The 15,977-nt window shown below is 66.4% G+C and carries 18 protein-coding genes and 1 other RNA gene; 11 read left to right on the top strand and 8 right to left on the bottom strand.

The features are described 5' to 3' along the window. Positions 1-141: 141 nt before the first annotated feature. From OG394_RS17325 to OG394_RS17310, 4 genes are all read right to left on the bottom strand, one after another. A complete protein-coding gene (locus OG394_RS17325) occupies positions 142-990 on the bottom strand; it encodes a carbohydrate ABC transporter permease (RefSeq protein WP_328996408.1) in 849 nt (282 codons plus the stop codon). After that, the gene (locus OG394_RS17320; protein WP_328996407.1) at positions 990-1,922 is read right to left on the bottom strand and encodes a carbohydrate ABC transporter permease; all 933 of its coding nucleotides are present in this window, start codon (positions 1,920-1,922) and stop codon (positions 990-992) included. Before OG394_RS17320 ends, OG394_RS17325 begins: the two co-directional genes overlap by 1 nt. Further along, positions 1,919-3,214 (bottom strand): ABC transporter substrate-binding protein, encoded by a 1,296-nt coding sequence (locus tag OG394_RS17315; protein ID WP_328996406.1) that lies wholly within the window; start codon positions 3,212-3,214, stop codon positions 1,919-1,921. Before OG394_RS17315 ends, OG394_RS17320 begins: the two co-directional genes overlap by 4 nt. A gap of 103 nt (positions 3,215-3,317) precedes the next feature. Continuing rightward, positions 3,318-4,367, bottom strand: coding sequence for a carbohydrate kinase family protein (locus OG394_RS17310; RefSeq protein WP_328996405.1), 1,050 nt, complete (start codon positions 4,365-4,367; stop codon positions 3,318-3,320). A gap of 127 nt (positions 4,368-4,494) precedes the next feature. On the opposite strand from OG394_RS17310, the gene OG394_RS17305 reads away from it, so the two are divergent. From OG394_RS17305 to ssrA, 8 genes are all read left to right on the top strand, one after another. Then, positions 4,495-4,866: a hypothetical protein gene (locus tag OG394_RS17305; RefSeq protein WP_328996404.1), complete on the top strand. Its 372-nt coding sequence runs from the start codon at positions 4,495-4,497 to the stop codon at positions 4,864-4,866. Beyond that, complete coding sequence (locus tag OG394_RS17300) at positions 4,859-5,020, top strand: hypothetical protein (RefSeq protein WP_328996403.1); 162 nt, start codon at positions 4,859-4,861, stop codon at positions 5,018-5,020. The genes OG394_RS17305 and OG394_RS17300 overlap by 8 nt, the downstream gene beginning before the upstream one ends. 63 nt (positions 5,021-5,083) lie before the next feature. Further along, positions 5,084-5,773 carry a cell division ATP-binding protein FtsE gene (ftsE, locus tag OG394_RS17295; RefSeq protein ID WP_328996402.1) on the top strand — a complete coding sequence of 230 codons (690 nt, stop codon included), beginning with the start codon at positions 5,084-5,086 and terminating at the stop codon, positions 5,771-5,773. A gap of 28 nt (positions 5,774-5,801) precedes the next feature. After that, positions 5,802-6,713, top strand: coding sequence for a permease-like cell division protein FtsX (gene ftsX, locus OG394_RS17290; RefSeq protein ID WP_328996401.1), 912 nt, complete (start codon positions 5,802-5,804; stop codon positions 6,711-6,713). A gap of 57 nt (positions 6,714-6,770) precedes the next feature. Continuing rightward, on the top strand, positions 6,771-8,156 hold the full coding sequence (locus tag OG394_RS17285) for a M23 family metallopeptidase (RefSeq protein WP_328996400.1): 1,386 nt from the start codon (positions 6,771-6,773) through the stop codon (positions 8,154-8,156). A gap of 21 nt (positions 8,157-8,177) precedes the next feature. Further along, positions 8,178-8,648 carry an SsrA-binding protein SmpB gene (gene smpB / locus OG394_RS17280; protein ID WP_328996399.1) on the top strand — a complete coding sequence of 157 codons (471 nt, stop codon included), beginning with the start codon at positions 8,178-8,180 and terminating at the stop codon, positions 8,646-8,648. Between the two features lie 75 nt (positions 8,649-8,723). Further along, positions 8,724-9,296, top strand: coding sequence for a DUF1707 and DUF4870 domain-containing protein (locus OG394_RS17275; RefSeq protein ID WP_328996398.1), 573 nt, complete (start codon positions 8,724-8,726; stop codon positions 9,294-9,296). A gap of 110 nt (positions 9,297-9,406) precedes the next feature. After that, positions 9,407-9,783, top strand: a transfer-messenger RNA (tmRNA) gene (gene ssrA / locus OG394_RS17270). A gap of 74 nt (positions 9,784-9,857) precedes the next feature. Here ssrA and OG394_RS17265 read toward each other — a convergent pair. Next, positions 9,858-11,255, bottom strand: coding sequence for an FAD-binding oxidoreductase (locus OG394_RS17265; protein WP_328996397.1), 1,398 nt, complete (start codon positions 11,253-11,255; stop codon positions 9,858-9,860). 106 nt (positions 11,256-11,361) lie between these two features. Here OG394_RS17265 and OG394_RS17260 point away from each other — a divergent pair, with 106 nt between their 5' ends. Next, entirely contained in the window at positions 11,362-12,051 is a 690-nt protein-coding gene (locus OG394_RS17260) for a winged helix-turn-helix transcriptional regulator (protein WP_328996396.1), read from the top strand. Between the two features lie 55 nt (positions 12,052-12,106). On the opposite strand, the gene OG394_RS17255 is transcribed toward OG394_RS17260, so the two are convergent. Then, complete coding sequence (locus OG394_RS17255; protein WP_328996395.1) at positions 12,107-13,528, bottom strand: ATP-binding protein; 1,422 nt, start codon at positions 13,526-13,528, stop codon at positions 12,107-12,109. A gap of 61 nt (positions 13,529-13,589) precedes the next feature. Next, on the bottom strand, positions 13,590-13,949 hold the full coding sequence (locus OG394_RS17250; protein ID WP_328996394.1) for a MerR family transcriptional regulator: 360 nt from the start codon (positions 13,947-13,949) through the stop codon (positions 13,590-13,592). A gap of 98 nt (positions 13,950-14,047) precedes the next feature. Between OG394_RS17250 and OG394_RS17245 the strand changes: the two genes are divergently transcribed. Both OG394_RS17245 and OG394_RS17240 read left to right on the top strand, forming a co-directional pair. Continuing rightward, on the top strand, positions 14,048-14,368 hold the full coding sequence (locus OG394_RS17245; RefSeq protein ID WP_328996393.1) for a DMT family transporter: 321 nt from the start codon (positions 14,048-14,050) through the stop codon (positions 14,366-14,368). Then, positions 14,368-14,730: a DMT family transporter gene (locus tag OG394_RS17240; RefSeq protein ID WP_328996392.1), complete on the top strand. Its 363-nt coding sequence runs from the start codon at positions 14,368-14,370 to the stop codon at positions 14,728-14,730. The genes OG394_RS17245 and OG394_RS17240 overlap by 1 nt, the downstream gene beginning before the upstream one ends. Here OG394_RS17240 and OG394_RS17235 read toward each other — a convergent pair whose 3' ends face one another. Continuing rightward, positions 14,731-15,930, bottom strand: coding sequence for a hypothetical protein (locus OG394_RS17235; RefSeq protein WP_328996391.1), 1,200 nt, complete (start codon positions 15,928-15,930; stop codon positions 14,731-14,733). It abuts the gene before it with no gap. Between the last annotated feature and the right edge of the window lie 47 nt (positions 15,931-15,977).

The following is a 15,977-nucleotide window of genomic DNA, read 5'->3' as shown; positions in this document are numbered from 1 at the left end:
CCGTGCATGTGGAATGAATTTGGGTAATGTAATCCGGTGGGATTTGAGAATGATGGTCACGAATGCGGAGAATCGTCAAGGGCTCTTGCTATTCATGCCCTGGCAATGGGTTTAATACCCGCTATTCATGCGTAGGTCGTGCTACTCGCTGATGCCGGACCGCTCGACGCCTTCGACGATCCAGCGTTGCAGGAAGACGAACATCACCACCAGCGGCAGGATCGCGATCGAGGCGGCGATGAACAGCTGCGGCAGGTTGATCGTCTGGGCGGTGAGGAAGGTCGAGAGCGCGATCTGCACGGTCCACGAGCTCGGGTCCTGACCGATCACCAGCGGCCAGAGAAAGGCGTTCCACGAACCGATGAACGTGATGGTGCCGATGGCGGCGATGAACCCGGTCGAGTTCGGCACGACCACGCGCCAGAAGGTGCCCCAATAGCCGACACCGTCCAGTTGTGCGGCCTCCTCCAGCTCCTTGGGAAAGCCCAGGAAGTACTGCCGGAAGAGGAAAGTCGCGAACGCCTGGAACAAGCCGGGGATGATCAGCCCGCGCAGCGTCGAGATCCAGCCCAGGGTCGAGACCAGCACGAAGCTCGGCACGAACGTCACCGCGGCCGGGATGAGCAGGGTGGCGACGATGACGTAGAAGACGGCATTCGCATACCGGAAGGGGATCCGGGCCAGGCCGTACCCCGCGAGGCCCGAGATCACCAGCACCGCGACGGTCTGCACCACCGCGATCAGCAGCGAGTTGACCAGGCTGCGGAACATCGGCACGGACGGGTCGTTGAACAGGTCCGCGATATTGCCCCACTGCAACTGCGACGGCCAGAACTTCCAGTCCGGCGAGGTGATCTCGCTCGTCGTCGACAACCCGTTGCGCACCAGCAGGTAGAACGGCAGCAGGAAGAACAAAGCGCCGACCACGAGTACGACGTACCGGATCACACCGCCGAAACGGTCGGTCCGCGAACGCTTGATGGTCGCCATCAGTCCTCCCTCTTGCCGAGGCCCAGGAATCTGCCCTGGACGAGGGCGATCAGCGCGATCATCAGCGTGAGGATGACCGCGCCCGCACTGCCGTGGCCGAAGTCCTGCCCCTGGCCTAGCGCGGCGTAGTAGAGATAGACGAGTGGCGGTCGCGCATACGGCGGGTATTGCCCGGAGGTCGACAGTAGGTTGTAGAACTCGTCAAACGCCTGGAACGCGATGATCAGCAGCAGAAGCAGTACGGCGGTTGAGGTGGCGCGTAGTTGGGGCAGGGTGATGAAGCGCAGCACCTTCCAGCCAGTGGCGCCGTCGATGGCCGCGGCTTCGTAGAGCGTCGGGGAGATCCTTTGCAGGCCGGCGAGGAAGAGGATCATGTAGAAGCCGGCCTGCAACCACATGCGCGCCGTGACGATCACCAGCCAGTACCAAGGCGGCTGGGTGACCGACAGCCAGGCGATCGGCTCGAGCCCGAACCAGCCGAGCACGGTGTTCATCAGGCCGAAGCGCACACCCGAGAAGATCGAGAGCTTCCAGATCATCGAGGCCACGACGTACGAGCAGGCCGTCGGCAGGAAGAAGACCGAGCGGAAGAACGCCTTCGCGAAGCGGGCCCGATTCACCAGCAGGGCAAGGCCGAGCGAGCAGACGAACGTGGTCGGCACGATGAACGCCGCGAACAGCACGAACGTGGCCAGGCTGGACCGGAACGCCGGATCGCTCAGCATGTCCACGTAGTTGCCCACGCCAACGAAATCCGTCGGTGTGACGGTGTTGCGGGCGTCGAAGAAGCTGAGGAAGACGCTCCACAGGATCGGGACGTAGACGAAGATCAGCAGACCCAGCAGGAAGGGGCCGACGAAGATCCCGAACCAGAGATTGCGATCGTGACGGCCCCTCAGCCGCCGGGCCAGTGACGGCGCTGTCGAACTCACCCCGCGATGCGCTTCAGCTCTGCGTCCACGACGGCCTTCACGGTCTTGATCTGCGCGGCCGGGTCGGCGCCGTTCTTGATGATCTTGTTCAGGGCGTCGGAGTACGCCGTCGAGGCCTTCGGCGTCCACAGCAACGGCGTCTGCGGCCGGCCGACCTCGTTCACCAGCCTCGCCGCGTCGGCCGCCGGGCCGGACTTCAGCTTCTCGGCCGTCTCGATCAGGCTTTTGCGGGCCGGGATGTGGAACCCGTACGACTGGGCCCAATCGAGCTGCTTGTCGGTCTGGTCGACCCACAGCCACTTGATGAACTTCTTCGCGGCGTCGACGTTCTTCGACTTCGTGCTCACGGCCGCGGCGAAGGCGCCCACTGGGACGCTGGCCTTACCGCCGTCGTTCAGCTTGGGCCAGGGCAGCACGTCGAAGTCGTCCCCGAGGTCCTTCTGCAGTTGCGGGAACGTCCACAAGCCGGTGAACTGCATCGCGGTCAGGCCCTGCGTGAGGGCCGACGGGTCGGACCAGTCGGTCGGTGCGCCGAGCAGCAGTGAGCCCGAGGTGAACAGCTGGCGCAACTTGCGGAACGACTCGATCGCGGCCGGTTCGTCGAAGCCGAACGTGTTCTCCTCGGTCAGATAGTCGAGCCCGGCCGACCAGAGCGCGGGACCGCCGAGGATGCCGACGCCGCCGTCGTTGCCGACGAACAGGCCCTTCACCTTGGCGCTGGTCAGCGCTTTCGCCGCCGCGATCAGCTCGTCGACGGTCTCGGGCGGCTGGACTCCGGCGTTCTCGAGCATGCTCTTGCGGTAGACCAGCAACTGCATGTCGGTCACCTGGGGAATGCCGTACAACTTGCCCTGGTACGTCATGCGCTGCAGCAGCGAGGGCGTGAAGTCGTCCTTCGCGTCGCCGAGCAGGTCGGTCAGATCCGCGACCTGGCCCGCCTTGATCATGTCGATGCTCGGGCCGTTGCCGTATTCGAAGACGTCCGGCCCGCTGTCGGTCAGCAGCGCCGACGCGGCCTTCTTGTCGTAGTCGCCTGTGGTCCAGACGACGTTGACGGTCGCGTCGGGATACTCGGCGGCGTACTTCTTGACGGCCTGCTGGGTGCCGGTCTCGCCGTACTGGTGGTACCACTGGGCCAGCTCCGGCTTGTCGCCACCCGCTGGTGACCCACCGCGGCCCGTGTTCGACCCGCAGCCCGCGACGGCCATCGCAGCCAGGCCACCCCCGAGCGCCAGAAACCGCCGCCGCCCGAACCCCTGACCGCCACCCACCTGGTTACCGCCCGAAGCCATACCCCGCACCTCCACCGAAACCCAGCGTGACCCGACCGTCACGCACTTCCCCCGACCCTACGACCAACGGAGGTTCGCCCGGGCGGGTTATCCACAGGGCGGGTCAGGCGTCGGAGAGGCGCGCGATGGTGGCGCCGGCGCGGCGGACGATCGGGACGGGGCCTTCGGGCAGGACGTCGCCGATGAAGGCGTACTGGCGGAGGATGACCGGGTCGACGTCGCCCGGGTGGGAGCGGCCGTGGTCGCGGACCCAGTCGATGATGTCGCCCCAGCCCGGTGCCGCGAGCGAACCGCCGAAGTGCTGCACGGACAGGCCGGCGCAGAGATTGCTGAAGGCCAGCCGATGCGCGAGCGGCCATTCGCGCAGCGTGCCGAGCACCAGTGACGCCAGGAAGACGTCGCCCGCGCCGGTCGGGTCGTACTGGCGGACGGGCAGCGCCGGGACCTGGGCCTCCTCGCCGGTGGAAGAGTCGATCGCCATCACGCCGTCCGAGCCGTTCGTCACCACAGCCAGCGGCACCCGCTCGGCCAATTTGCGCAATGCGGCCTCGGGCGAGTCGGTCCGGGTGTAGGCCATCGCCTCGACCGCGTTCGGGGTGAACGCGTGGAAACCGTCCAGTACGTCGAGCACGGCCGGCGACCAGGTGTCGGTCGGGTCCCAGCCGACATCGCCGAACAGCAGCGCGCCGGAGCGGCGGGCCTCGATCGTCCACTCGGGCTGTTCCTCGGTGACCGGCACGATCGCGGTCTTGGTGAGCAGGCCCGGGCCGACCAGCTTGCTCGGGTCGCCGGGCGCGTCGTGCGCATGCGTGACCATGGCCCGGTCCCGGTCGATCGACATCGAGACCGTGACGGGGGAGTGCCAGTGGCCGATCCGGCGCGAGTGCGACAGGTCGACCTTCTCCTGGTCGGCGAGCGTGCGCCAGCAGAAGTCGGCGTACAAGTCGTCGCCGAAGACGGCGGCCAGCCCGCTGCGCAGACCGAGGCGGCTGGCGGCGATGGCGAAGTTCGCGACCCCGCCGGGGCAGGAGCCCATGCCCTCGGCGAAGATCTCCGTCCCGGTCTGGGGCGCGTGCGGCAGGCCGGTGAGCACGATGTCCAGGAAGACCGTGCCCTGGACGAACACGTCGTACTCGAAGACCTGGTCCGTCACGTCAACGCTCGCAAACTGTCGGTACTCAATGATGTGATCCAGTCGTAGCATCATCGCCTGTTCAGAACCTAGGACTTTTAGGAGTCTCCATGCTCGTGCCGCCCCCACAGCAAACGGTCAGGCCGGCGTGATCCCGGCCTGGGTCGGGGTGCTGGCCACGCTCGCAAGCACCCTGGTGGCCTTTACCGGCGTGCTGATCGGCGCCCGCATCACCCGGAAGGCCGACGAGGAGCTCGACACCTGGCGGCATCGGGAGGAGACGATGCGGATGGTCCGGTGGGCGGTCGAGCAGATCACCACCGGCGGTGACACCAAAACGCATGCCGGTGTCGTCACGCTCCGCTCATTGATGAGGTCGGAGCTGTTACAACCGGAGGACTATGACCTCGTCGCGGCGTTGACGGCGGCTGTGACCATCGACCGGGTCGGTGCGGAGACGTACGCTGATTTGGCAGACGCCAATACCGTCGTGGTCGAAGGGGACAATGCCGATGGCTGACAAGAAGACCGTCAAGGTGTCCCGGCAGGCCGTCGAGCTGGCCCGATTGCACGTCGAGGCGGCCAGACGCGCCGGCCGTAAACCCGACGCCGGAGTGGCCCGGATCGCGTCCGCGCGCCCGGAGAACGGCGGGTCCGCACCGGCGCCCGCCTAGGTGCACCTACACTGAACGTCGGCCGTCGCCCTCCCTGTTCCCGACTCACGGCCGAGAGTTCACGTGATCCGTTTCGAGAAGGTCTCCAAGACGTACGAGGGTCAGACCCGACCCGCCCTGCAGAATGTCGATGTCGACATCGAGAAGGGCGAGTTCGTCTTCCTCGTCGGTACCTCCGGGTCCGGCAAGTCGACGTTCCTGCGCCTGGTGCTGCGGGAGCACCGGACGTCCAAGGGCCAGATCATGGTGGCCGGCAAGGACCTGAACCGGCTGCCGAACTGGCGCGTGCCGCAGATGCGCCGCCAGATCGGCACGGTCTTCCAGGACTTCCGCCTGCTGCCGAACAAAACCGTCAGCGAGAACGTCGCGTTCGCGCTGCAGGTCATCGGCAAGCCGCGCGCGCACATCCGCAAGACGGTGCCCGAGGTGCTCGAACTGGTCGGCCTCGACGGCAAGGAGGATCGCCTCCCCGACGAGCTGTCCGGTGGTGAGCAGCAGCGGGTCGCGATCGCGCGGGCGTTCGTGAACCGCCCGATGATCCTGATCGCCGACGAGCCGACCGGAAACCTCGACCCGGGTACCTCGATCGGCATCATGAAGCTGCTGGACCGGATCAACCGGACCGGCACCACCGTGGTGATGGCCACCCACGACGTGTCGGTCGTGGACCAGATGCGCAAGCGCGTCATCGAGCTGGAGAACGGCCACCTCGTCCGCGACGAGTCCCGCGGCGTGTACGGCTACCAGCAGTGATCTCCTCCGACGAAACGGTCTGACCTCCATGCGTCTGCATTACGTTCTCTCCGACCTGGGCATCGGCCTGAAGCGGAACCTGTCGATGACGATCGCGGTCGTCGTGACGATGTGGGTCTCGCTGTCCCTGCTCGGTGGCGCCCTCGCGATCAACCAGCAGGTCGGCCTGATGAAGGGGAACTGGTACGACAAGATCCAGATCTCCGTCTTCTTGTGCACCAAGGACTCCGGCGGCCGCGGCTGTTCCGGCGCCGAGGTGACCGCCGCCCAGAAGAACCGCATCCGCGAGACCATCGAGGCCAGCCCCGACACCGCGCCGAACGGCGTCTTCGTCGAGACCAAGCAGCAGGCCTACGACCAGTTCAAGAAGCTGTACAAGGACTCGCCGATCGTCGGCACCGTGACGGTCGACCAGATGCAGGAGTCGTTCCGGATCAAGCTCAAGGATCCACAACGCTTCGAGAACCTGGTCAGCGCCGTGTCCGGCCTGCCCGGGGTGGACCTGGTGCAGGATCTGCGCACGATTCTGAAACCGTTGTTCACGGCCCTCAATTCGCTCCAGATCGGCTCGGTGATCGCGGCCATCCTGCTGCTCGGCGCGGGGGTGCTGCAGATCGCGAACACGATCCGCCTGGCCGCCTACGCGCGCCGCCGGGAGATAGGCATCATGCGGCTGGTCGGCGCGTCGAACCTCTATATCCAACTGCCGTTCCTCTTAGAGGCGGTGCTGGCGGCGCTGATCGGCGCGGTCCTTGCCTGCGGCACCCTTTGGCTGATGATCTACTTCACCGTCAGCCGCTACGCGAAGAGCACTTTCCGTTCCTGGGAATGGATCGGGCTCGGTCAGACCATGTGGGCGACCGCGATCATGGTGGGCGTCGGACTGGTGCTCGCGATCATTCCGACATTCCTGACAACCCGGAAATACCTCAAAGTCTGATTCCGGTCGGTTACCGTCGGAAGGCAACACACCTTCACCCATAGCAAGGGGTCGACTGTGGTCCCGCACTTCCCCGGTGCGAACCCGTTCCGGCGGGCGCGCATCAAGCGAGACGACAGCATCGGCGCCACTCGACTGGTCGCTGCTTGCTGCGTAGTCCTGTCCATGTCCGCCGGCCTACTGGCGGTGAATCCGGCTGCCCAAGCGGATCCGCCTGACCCAAAGAAGCAGCAGCAGGAGATCGACAAGCAGATCCAGGCCTCCAAGGCCGATCTGGAGGAGTCGTACGACTCGCTGCAGGCTTCGGTGACCGCGTATGACCAGGCGAGCGCCAAGCTGGCCCAGGTCCAGAACCGTTATGCCACCGTGCAAGGCGAGCTCGTCGCTGCCGAGGCGGCCGACGCCGTCGCGGCCAAGCGGCTCGCGGCAGCGGAGAAGCTACTCGTCGCCGCGAAGGCCGAAGTGGTCGAGGGCGAACAGGCGATCGTGAAGAACCGCCAGCTCGCGGGCGAGGCGGTGCGGTCGACGTACCAGCAGCAGAACAACCTGGCCAGCCTCTCGTTCGTGCTGCGCGGCGAGTCGGCCGGCGACCTGGCGACCGGTTTCCAGATCCGCCGGAACGTGTTCACGACCCAGGGCAAGGCGCTGTCGAAGCTGAACAACGCCCAGGCGCAACTGGCCAACCGGCAGGCCAAGGTCGCCGCCGCCGAGCGGGCCGTCGCGGCCGAACGCGCCGAGGCCGCCCGTACGGTCGAGCGAGTCACCCGCCTGACCCAGGCCGTGGCCGCGCAGAAGGTCGAGGTCACGCATTCGGCCCAGGCCAAACTGCGCGCGTTCCACACCGCGGCGAACACCCGCGCCAAGGAGCTGAACGAGTACTACAAGCTCGTCAACGAGCGGAACCGCGTCACCCGGATCCTGATCGCCCGGGCCGCGGCCGAGAAGATCGCGGCGGCCAAGCGCCGGGCGGCGGCCATCGCGGCGGAGAAGGCCAAGGCACAGCGCGAGAAGCGCAAGCCCCGGCCGGTCGAGCCGGATCCAGGCGCTGATGGTGACCTGATCATGCCGGTCAACACCTACATCACCTCGCCGTTCGGGATGCGGTTCCACCCGATCCTGCACTACTGGAAACTGCACGACGGCACGGACTTCGGCGGCGGTTGCGGTACGCCGATCCGCGCGTCCGCCGGCGGTGTGGTGACGGATCGCTACTACAACGGCGGTTACGGCAACCGGGTCTTCATCTCGCACGGCGTGGTGGACGGCTCGGCCCTGGTCACCGTCTACAACCACCTGTCGAGCTTCTCGACGTACGTCGGCCAGCGGGTGCGCAAGGGTGACGTCATCGGATACGTCGGCACCACCGGCTACTCGACCGGTTGCCACCTGCACTTCATGGTCTACCAGGACGGCCAAGTGGTTAACCCGATGCGCTGGCTCTGAGCGGTTTGCGACAATGGGCGGATGGTGAAGGAGCAAGGCCACAAGCCCATCGCGCAGAACCGCAAGGCGCGTCACGATTACCACATCGACGACGTGGTGGAGGCCGGGCTCGTGCTGACCGGGACGGAGGTCAAGTCCCTGCGGCTCGGCCGGGCCTCCCTCGTCGACGCCTTCGCCGCGGTCAAGGGCAAGGAGCTCTGGCTGAACGGGATGCACATCCCCGAGTACACCCACGGCACCTGGACGAACCACGAGCCGAGGCGCTCCCGCAAACTCCTCCTGCACAAGGACGAGATGGAGAAGCTGGTCAAGGCCGTCGAGCAGCAGGGCGTCTCGCTGATCCCGCTGTCGCTGTACTTCAAGGACGGCTACGCCAAGGTCGAGCTCGCCACCGGGCGCGGTAAGAAGGACTACGACAAGCGCCACTCCCTCGCCGAGCGCCAGGCCAACCGCGAAGCCCAGCGCGCGCTTTCCGACCGCCGCCGCGGCTGACCCCGGGGGTTGCTCAGGGGGTGATCCGGGCTCCACCCCATACGCTGCGGCGGCTCCGGCGGGGAGAGTTGACGCATGTCCACTTCAGACCTGCTGGTGACGCCGGAGCAACGTGACCGCGGCGTCGAGATCTTGCAAGAGATGTACGCCGACGGCCGCCTCGGGCGGATGGAGTTCGAGGAACGGCTCGACCAGGCGCTGCGGGCGAAGACCCGGGCCGACCTGAACGCCAGTTTCGCCGGCCTCGTCGCGCATCCCATCCCCACCTTCGCGCCGGCCGCGTTCACCCGGCCCACCTCACCAGGTCGCCAGGTGCGGCGGTACGACGGTGATGGCCGTGGCGCCGGCACGCTGACGCACTGGCTGGGCTTCCCGACCATGTTCGTCGGGCCCGCCGTGGTCGCGATGACGGCCGGCACCCGCAACCCCGCCGTACGCCGGCACGCGGTGGAAGCGGTCAACTTCCAGCTCACCGCCTTCATGATGTTCGCCGGCCTGGGCATCCTCACCGGCATCACCGAAGGCTTCACCGCCTTCCTCTTCCCCGTCCTAGGCATCCTCTGGGCGGTCATGACCGGCGTGGGCGGCCTGGCCACCGCGCTATCCGGCAACTTCCGCTACCCCTTCACCCTCCGGCTGATCCGCTGACCCACCGCGACAGGGGAATCTGGGGTGCGGGTGGGTTGTTGGGGTTGATAGTGTGGTGATTCCACTGCTGGCGGGGTGACTCGGCGGCAGCGGGGTTTGAAAACTCAAGAGGGGGTGAACGGTTTCGACTTTGGACGGACGATCCAAGAGAAGCGGGCCGAGGATCCAGGGTTATCTCGTAAACGATCTCTGGAAAACAATAAGTGCCAATAACACGCGCACTAACTTCGCTCTCGCCGCCTGACGGCCTGAGGTAAACGAAGGGTCAGCCCGGGAGTGCTTCCGACCCGGTTCCTGGCCTCAGCTAGGAAGCTTGCTTTGTTAACCCGGTTACGGGGTTAGCACGGGACATTTACAGTAACTGAGCCTGTCAGTGACGTGTCTGTACGAGCACTGGGGCTGAGAAAAGCGACTTCGACAGACTGCGCCCGGAGAAGTCTTGGGTCGACGCTGAAGGACGCGGGTTCGATTCCCGCCACCTCCACCACCCCCATGAGTCGAAAAGGGCCTCGCGGCAACGCGAGGCCCTTTCCCATTGCCCCCACGGCTGCGCCGGAGCGTTCACTGCGCCGGCGTGCGGGGTTGGATGTTCTTGTTGTTGTGGAGCACGTTCTCGGGATCGAACTTCGCCTTCACGTCGGCGAGCCGCCGGTACGTGTCGTCGCCGTAGGCCTCGCGGACGCGGCTCGCGTCGTCGTCGGAGTCAAGGAAGTTCACGTAGACGCCGGCGCGGTGGAGCTGCAGGGCGTCGAGGAATGCGCGCGCCCACGCGGTCTCCGCTGCCCTGACGGTGTCGTCCTGCTCGGGGAGCCAGGCCGCGTGAACGATGATGTTGTGGTCGACATCGCGCCCGGCGTAGGCCGTGGCGTCCCGCGGGGCGCGGGGTATTGCGCCACCCATGTGGAACATCGCCGCGTAGGACCTCGGGGAGGTGGCGCGGTGCGCGTGGGCGGCGACGATGTCGATGACCTCGTCGGACAGGCCGGTGAGGTTAGTGGCCTTCCAGTAGTAGTGCCAGCCATGGGGGACGGTGGCGTCGAGGCCGCTTTGATGGTCGACGTACAGGGTCGGCCCGACCAGATCCAAGAGCGGTTTCCCGAACTGGCGGAGCGCGCGGACGGCACGCTCACCGTCTTCGACCGGTCCGGCGTAGCAGCTGGCCACCGCGATTGTGGGCTGGAAGTGGAGGTGCTCGTCGATGACCGGCAGCGGCGGGATCGTGGTGAGCTTGACGATGTTGCCGAGCTCGTCAGGCGCATCGGTGACGAACTCGCGGTAGAAGCGCAAGACCTCGGTTGTGTCCTCGGCCGGCCAGAACACCGGCCCGGCGATGACGATCGGGCCGACCGAGTGCAGCGCGAACCGGAACGAGCTGACGATGCCGAAGTTCCCGCCGCCGCCGCGCAGCGCCCAGAACAGGTCGGGGTGATCGCTGGCCGATGCCCAGATGATCTCGCCCTCGGCGGTGACCACCTCGGCCTCCACGAGGTTGTCGACAGCGAGTCCGTGCTTGCGCATCAGCCAGCCGATGCCGCCGCCCAGGGTGAGGCCGCCGACGCCGGTGTGGCTGACGATGCCGCCCGTGGTGGCCAGACCGTGCGCCTGAGTCTCATGGTCGACATCTCCCCACAGGGCACCGCCCTGGACGAGGGCCGTGCGCTCGACGGGATCGACCGAGACGGCGCGCATCGCCGAGAGGTCGATCACGATTCCGCCGTCGCACACCGCGGCGCCGGCGACGTTGTGACCCCCGCCTCGTACGGCGATCTCGAGGTCGCGGTCGCGGGCGTAGCGCACCGCTGCGGCCACGTCGGCGGTGCCGCTGCAGCGGGCGATCAGCCGAGGTCGTCGGTCGACGGTGCCGTTCCATACGGCGCGGGCGTCGTCGTAGTCGTGGTGGTCGGGGGCGATCACGTCGCCCCGGAAGCCGGGGATCCGGATCGTGGTTCGTGTTGTCATGGGCTCATCGCAACATCGGGGGGCGCCGAGGAGAAGGCAGCTATCTGGACTTCGAAGTAAGGAATCTGGACTTCACGGCGGTCGAAAGGCGCGGGACACTGCGTTCATGAGGACGTACGGCCAGTACTGCCCGATCGCCCGTGGTGCCGAGATCTTCGCTGAGCGTTGGACGCCGTTGATCATCCGCAACCTGCATCTGGGCTGTGAAACCTTCGGCGAGATCATCGAGGGGGCGCCGGGACTCTCCCACACGCTCCTCGCACAGCGGCTCGAGCAGCTCGAACGCTTCGGCATCGTCGAGGCGACACCGAAGGCGCACGGGCGCGGTAACCGCTACCAGCTCACCAGCTCGGGCCACGATCTGTTCAAGGTCTGCCAGACCCTCGGCGAGTGGGGAGCTCAGTGGCTCGAGATCGCTCCGGAGAACCTCGATCCGTTCGTGGCCCTGTGGTCAATGTGCAACGCGCTCCGTCCGGACCGCCTCCCCGACAGGCGGGTAGTCGTTCGGCTGGACTTCACCGGCTTTCGGTCCCACGAGCGCTACTGGCTGCTGCTCGAACACGGCGAGGCCGAGATCTGCAAGACCTATCCGGGTCTGGACGAGGACCTGTACATCACCGCCGAGGCCGAGGCGTTCGTCAAGTGGCACGCCGGCCAGCTGTCCTGGGCGGAGGCCACCCGCGACTCCAGGATCGAGCTTCACGGTCCGTCATGGCTCGTCAGGGCCTTCCCGACCTGGAACGGCCGCAGCATGTTCGCTCACATCCGCCCGCCGGCACCGCCACCGCGAGTCTGATGCACTAACCCGGCACCGACCGACTCCCGCGGGAATCATCGAGGCACGCGCAGGCTTAAGACCAGGCCGCGAGCAGGTCCGCGGGGGTGAAGGCTTGGATTGCCTGGACGGTGCAGCCGCTTCGCGCGACGGCCACCAGTGGTGTGGTGTCGCTTGCTCCGGGCAGTTGTGAGCGGTGGCTGATGAGGCGGGCGAGATCGCGGGTGTCGAAGGCCTTGTTCTCGAGCCACTTGATCGATCCGACCATCGTGATCTTGCCGGCGACAGGCGATCGGTCCGTACCGACGAGGTCGATTTCCGGATCGTTGGTGCGGGTCCAGTAGCCACCGACGACGTTCGTGTCGTTGGGGAGCCGGTCGTCGGCTATGCGCCAGAGTGCCTCTCTGATGACGGGCTCCACCGTTCGCCCGCGCCAGGAGGTCCAACTGCGGCGGATCGAGTCGACGACCAGGTCGCCACGCCCTCGTTCTACGCTCGGGATGCCGGGTCCGACAAAGGAAAGCCAGAAGCGAAGGTAGGGGTCGTCGACCCGGTAGCGGGTTTCCTTGCTGGGCTTGGTGGACAGAGGTAGCTCGGTCGCCACCACGCGTCGGCTGGTGAGGTATTCCAATGAGCGTTTCACGGATCCGGGGTTGAGGTCGCCGGAGGCTCGGCCGATCAAGGTGAAGGTGCGTTCGCCGTGTCCGATGGCCCGCAGCACGGTCTGAGCTTGTGCCTCGGTGGGAAATTCCGCCGAGAGTATCCGCTCGCCACTGACGAGCAGTGCTGATGTCGGTCGTCGCAGGGCTTGTTCCAGGTAGTCCCACACGCCCGCGCCGCGCGGCCACTCCGCCAGGATCAGGGGGAGCCCGCCGGAAACCAGGTAGGCATCGAACGCGTCGGCCGGTGACAGATCGAGCATGGCTGCGACGTCGGCAGGGCTGAGGGGAGGAACGACCATCTCGCTGCCGCGCTGGTAGAACGGCCGACCGTACGTGTTGAGCTTCTCCATCATGGCGACGTCGGAGCCGATCAGGACGAGCAGAACCGGAAGCTTGGATAGCGTCCGGTCGAACGCCTTCTGTAACGCGCCTTCGACAGTGGGGTCTTCGTGGATCAGATAGGGGAGTTCATCGAGGACGACGACACTTGGCTGGTCCGTGGGCAGGGCAGTCGCCAGCAGGCCGAGGGCGGCGTCCCAGGTTTGCGGATCGGCGAAGTCCCTGAATCGGGACGCGTCGGGAAGTGACGAGGTGGCGACTTCGGCGATGAATCCGCTCAGATCGTTTGTCCTGGATCCGCCGACGGCGGTGAAGAATACGTGCGGGACGTGCGTGCGCTCGAGGAACTCCTCGACCAGCCTGGACTTGCCGACCCGGCGGCGGCCCCGCATCAGCACCGCGCGTCCCGGCCGGCCACTGCGTCCACCGCCGCGTACGACCGACAACAATTCGTCGAGAATGTCGAGCTCGGTTTGACGTCCAACAAAGCGACTCATCGGTTGAGCCAATCTCGCAGCAGTGATACTTGCATTTAAGATAGTATCATTGATGCAAGTATCAGGCGCGGAGTGGCGATATGGCGGTTTCGTGGCGTAGGGCTTGGAGGGTGTCGAGTTCGCGGACGATGTCGCGGCGTTTGGCCTCGAGGCGTTCGACTTGCTGGGCGAGTAGTTGGTCCATGACGCCGGTGCGCTCCTCTGGTGGGGCCTCCAGGCAGGGGAGCAGTTCGTTGATGGTGGCGCTGGACAGACCTGCGGCGAATAGGTGCTGGATCATGACCACGCGTTCAACCATGGAGCTCTCGAAGTCGCGCCAGCCACCGGGTGTGCGCTCGGATCGGATGAGCCCGTGCTCCTCGTAGTACCGCAGAGACCGGGTGCTGACGCCACTGGCATCTGCTAACTCACCGATGCGCATGAGACCTCCTGAGGCTGTCGGCTGCCTCCATTCTTGCAGTTGACACCAGTGTGAAGTTCCACGATCGAGGGGCAGCCCCCTCGATAAAGGACACCACCATGCATTGGCTCTACCTCGGCATCGCCGTTGTCTTTGAGATCACCGTTGCCATCTCCGCCGGTAAGGCCCAGGGGTTCACACGACTCACCTGGACCACCGTCACGCTGATCAGCGGAGGTATCGCCACGTACTTCCTCAGCCTGGCGCTGCTCACCTTCGACGTCGGCGTTGGCTACGCCATCTGGACCTCTGTCGCCGGCGTCGGGATCGTCATCCTCGGCGCCGTGCTCTTCGGCCAACGCCTCGACTGGCGCAAGCTCCTCGGCATCGTCGCCGTCATCGCCGGAGTCGTCGGCCTCCAGTTGAGCGGAGCCGTCTGATGCCTCAGGCCACCAACCCCGCACCCGCCAACCGAGCACGGGCCTGGCTCGTGCTCGGTCTGGCGGGCGCCTTCGAGATCGGCTATGCGCTCTCCGTCGGCGGCAGTCAGGGCTTCACCGTGCTGTCCTGGTCGCTCGTCGCGGTCGTCTTCTTCCTCCTGACCCTCTTCGCCCTCAGCCTTGCCCTGCGCACCATCGCCGTCGGCATCGGCTACGCGGTCTGGGCCGGCATCGGCGCCGTCGGAGCCGCACTTCTCGGCCCGCTCTTCTTCGACGAAACCCTCACCACGGCCAAGGCCCTCTGGCTCACCCTGATCATCGCGGGCGTCGTTTGGCTCAAGCTGGCCGACCGCCCCGACTGATTACGAGAGGAACATGCGGGGTTCGCCGTTTTGGAGGCCGGTGCCGGTGATCGAGCAGGTGCCGCCGCGGGGAGTGCCGGCGTTGTAGGACTGGCGGACGCAGGAGCGGACGGCTAGTTGGCCCCAGTAGTTGGGGTGCAGGGACTCCTGGATGTAATAGTTCGAGCCGGCCGTGGTGACGGTGCGGATCTGGTTGACCCATTCGGTGCGGTCCACCGCGGTCGGTTGCGTCCACGAGGAGAGGCCGACTTCCTCGTACAGGCCGACCGTCTTCTCGCAGAGGCGGCGGCCGTTGAAGGCCGAGGCGAGTTCGAGCGTGCGGACGTTCGCGAGGCCGGATTGGGTGATGGCGGCTCGGACCGAGGCGTTGATGGTGGTGAGGGCGGTGGCGTTGGCCCAGTCGGCGTCCGCGTTCCAGAAGCCGCAACCGCCGACGCTCTGCCGGGTGAATCCGCTCTGGCCATAGCGGAAGCCGCTCGCGGCCGGGATCGGCGATGGGTACGTCTGGACCACCAGAGTCCAGGCGTTGTCGGCGTAACCCGCGTTGCGCATCGCCGTACGGACGTTCTGGAAGCCCGTCGCGATCCGCGCGCGGACCGCGGTGACGTTGGCCGCGGTGAAGTTGGCCGTGACCGAGGAGTCGTCCTTGCAGTAGTCCGGATACCACGACGGCGAGGTGAGGAAGTTCGTCACGCACCTGGTCACAATGTCGGCGAATCCGAAGTCGTTTCCGCCGATCGAGGCGACCACCATCTTCACGTTGTGCGTGGTCGCGAACTGCTGCAGCGCCTTCGCCTGGCCGATCCGGCCCGCGCCGTTGTCGAAGAAGTCGAGCCCGGGTTTGAACAGATCGCCCGAACTCGTCACCGCGCGGGCGCCGGAGCAGGCCAGGTTGAGACCGCCGACGCCGCCGATGAAGATCTCGGCCGACTTGCTGCGATGGCACCGCTCGATCGCCTCGCCGGTACCGCTCGCGTTGTCGTGATAGGCGTGCGCGCCGAGCGCGTCGGCCGGCGTCTCGGAGTTGTTCGAGCTGCCGGCCCACCGACCGGCCTCGCCCGAGATGTACGAATCACCGACACTCACGACGTACGGCGTGCCGGATCCGGGTCCATCCGCCTGAGCGGGTGGTGCGGTTAGTAGGGCGATCAGGGCGGCGGAGGTGAGACTGAGGGCGAACACGCGGCGGCTTCGGCGCATGGCACGGCCTTCCTTGGGCGGGTGGCGGCCGCCCCTCGAGCCCCGTC

The sequence above is a fragment of the Kribbella sp. NBC_01245 genome (assembly GCF_036226525.1).
GTDB lineage: Bacteria > Actinomycetota > Actinomycetes > Propionibacteriales > Kribbellaceae > Kribbella.
Note: the sequence above shows the minus strand (reverse complement) of the source record. Positions and strands in the feature narration are given on the sequence as shown.

What these genes read in the sequence shown, in the direction of transcription:
- OG394_RS17325 (WP_328996408.1), bottom strand. Translation starts at nt 990, where the DNA reads ATGGCGACCATCAAGCGTTCGCGGACCGACCGTTTCGGCGGTGTGATC.
- OG394_RS17315 (WP_328996406.1), bottom strand. Translation starts at nt 3,214, where the DNA reads ATGGCTTCGGGCGGTAACCAGGTGGGTGGCGGTCAGGGGTTCGGGCGG.
- OG394_RS17300 (WP_328996403.1), top strand. Translation starts at nt 4,859, where the DNA reads ATGGCTGACAAGAAGACCGTCAAGGTGTCCCGGCAGGCCGTCGAGCTG.
- ftsX (WP_328996401.1), top strand. Translation starts at nt 5,802, where the DNA reads ATGCGTCTGCATTACGTTCTCTCCGACCTGGGCATCGGCCTGAAGCGG.
- smpB (WP_328996399.1), top strand. Translation starts at nt 8,178, where the DNA reads ATGGTGAAGGAGCAAGGCCACAAGCCCATCGCGCAGAACCGCAAGGCG.
- OG394_RS17275 (WP_328996398.1), top strand. Translation starts at nt 8,724, where the DNA reads ATGTCCACTTCAGACCTGCTGGTGACGCCGGAGCAACGTGACCGCGGC.
- OG394_RS17265 (WP_328996397.1), bottom strand. Translation starts at nt 11,255, where the DNA reads ATGACAACACGAACCACGATCCGGATCCCCGGCTTCCGGGGCGACGTG.
- OG394_RS17260 (WP_328996396.1), top strand. Translation starts at nt 11,362, where the DNA reads ATGAGGACGTACGGCCAGTACTGCCCGATCGCCCGTGGTGCCGAGATC.
- OG394_RS17255 (WP_328996395.1), bottom strand. Translation starts at nt 13,528, where the DNA reads ATGAGTCGCTTTGTTGGACGTCAAACCGAGCTCGACATTCTCGACGAA.
- OG394_RS17250 (WP_328996394.1), bottom strand. Translation starts at nt 13,949, where the DNA reads ATGCGCATCGGTGAGTTAGCAGATGCCAGTGGCGTCAGCACCCGGTCT.
- OG394_RS17245 (WP_328996393.1), top strand. Translation starts at nt 14,048, where the DNA reads ATGCATTGGCTCTACCTCGGCATCGCCGTTGTCTTTGAGATCACCGTT.
- OG394_RS17240 (WP_328996392.1), top strand. Translation starts at nt 14,368, where the DNA reads ATGCCTCAGGCCACCAACCCCGCACCCGCCAACCGAGCACGGGCCTGG.
- OG394_RS17235 (WP_328996391.1), bottom strand. Translation starts at nt 15,930, where the DNA reads ATGCGCCGAAGCCGCCGCGTGTTCGCCCTCAGTCTCACCTCCGCCGCC.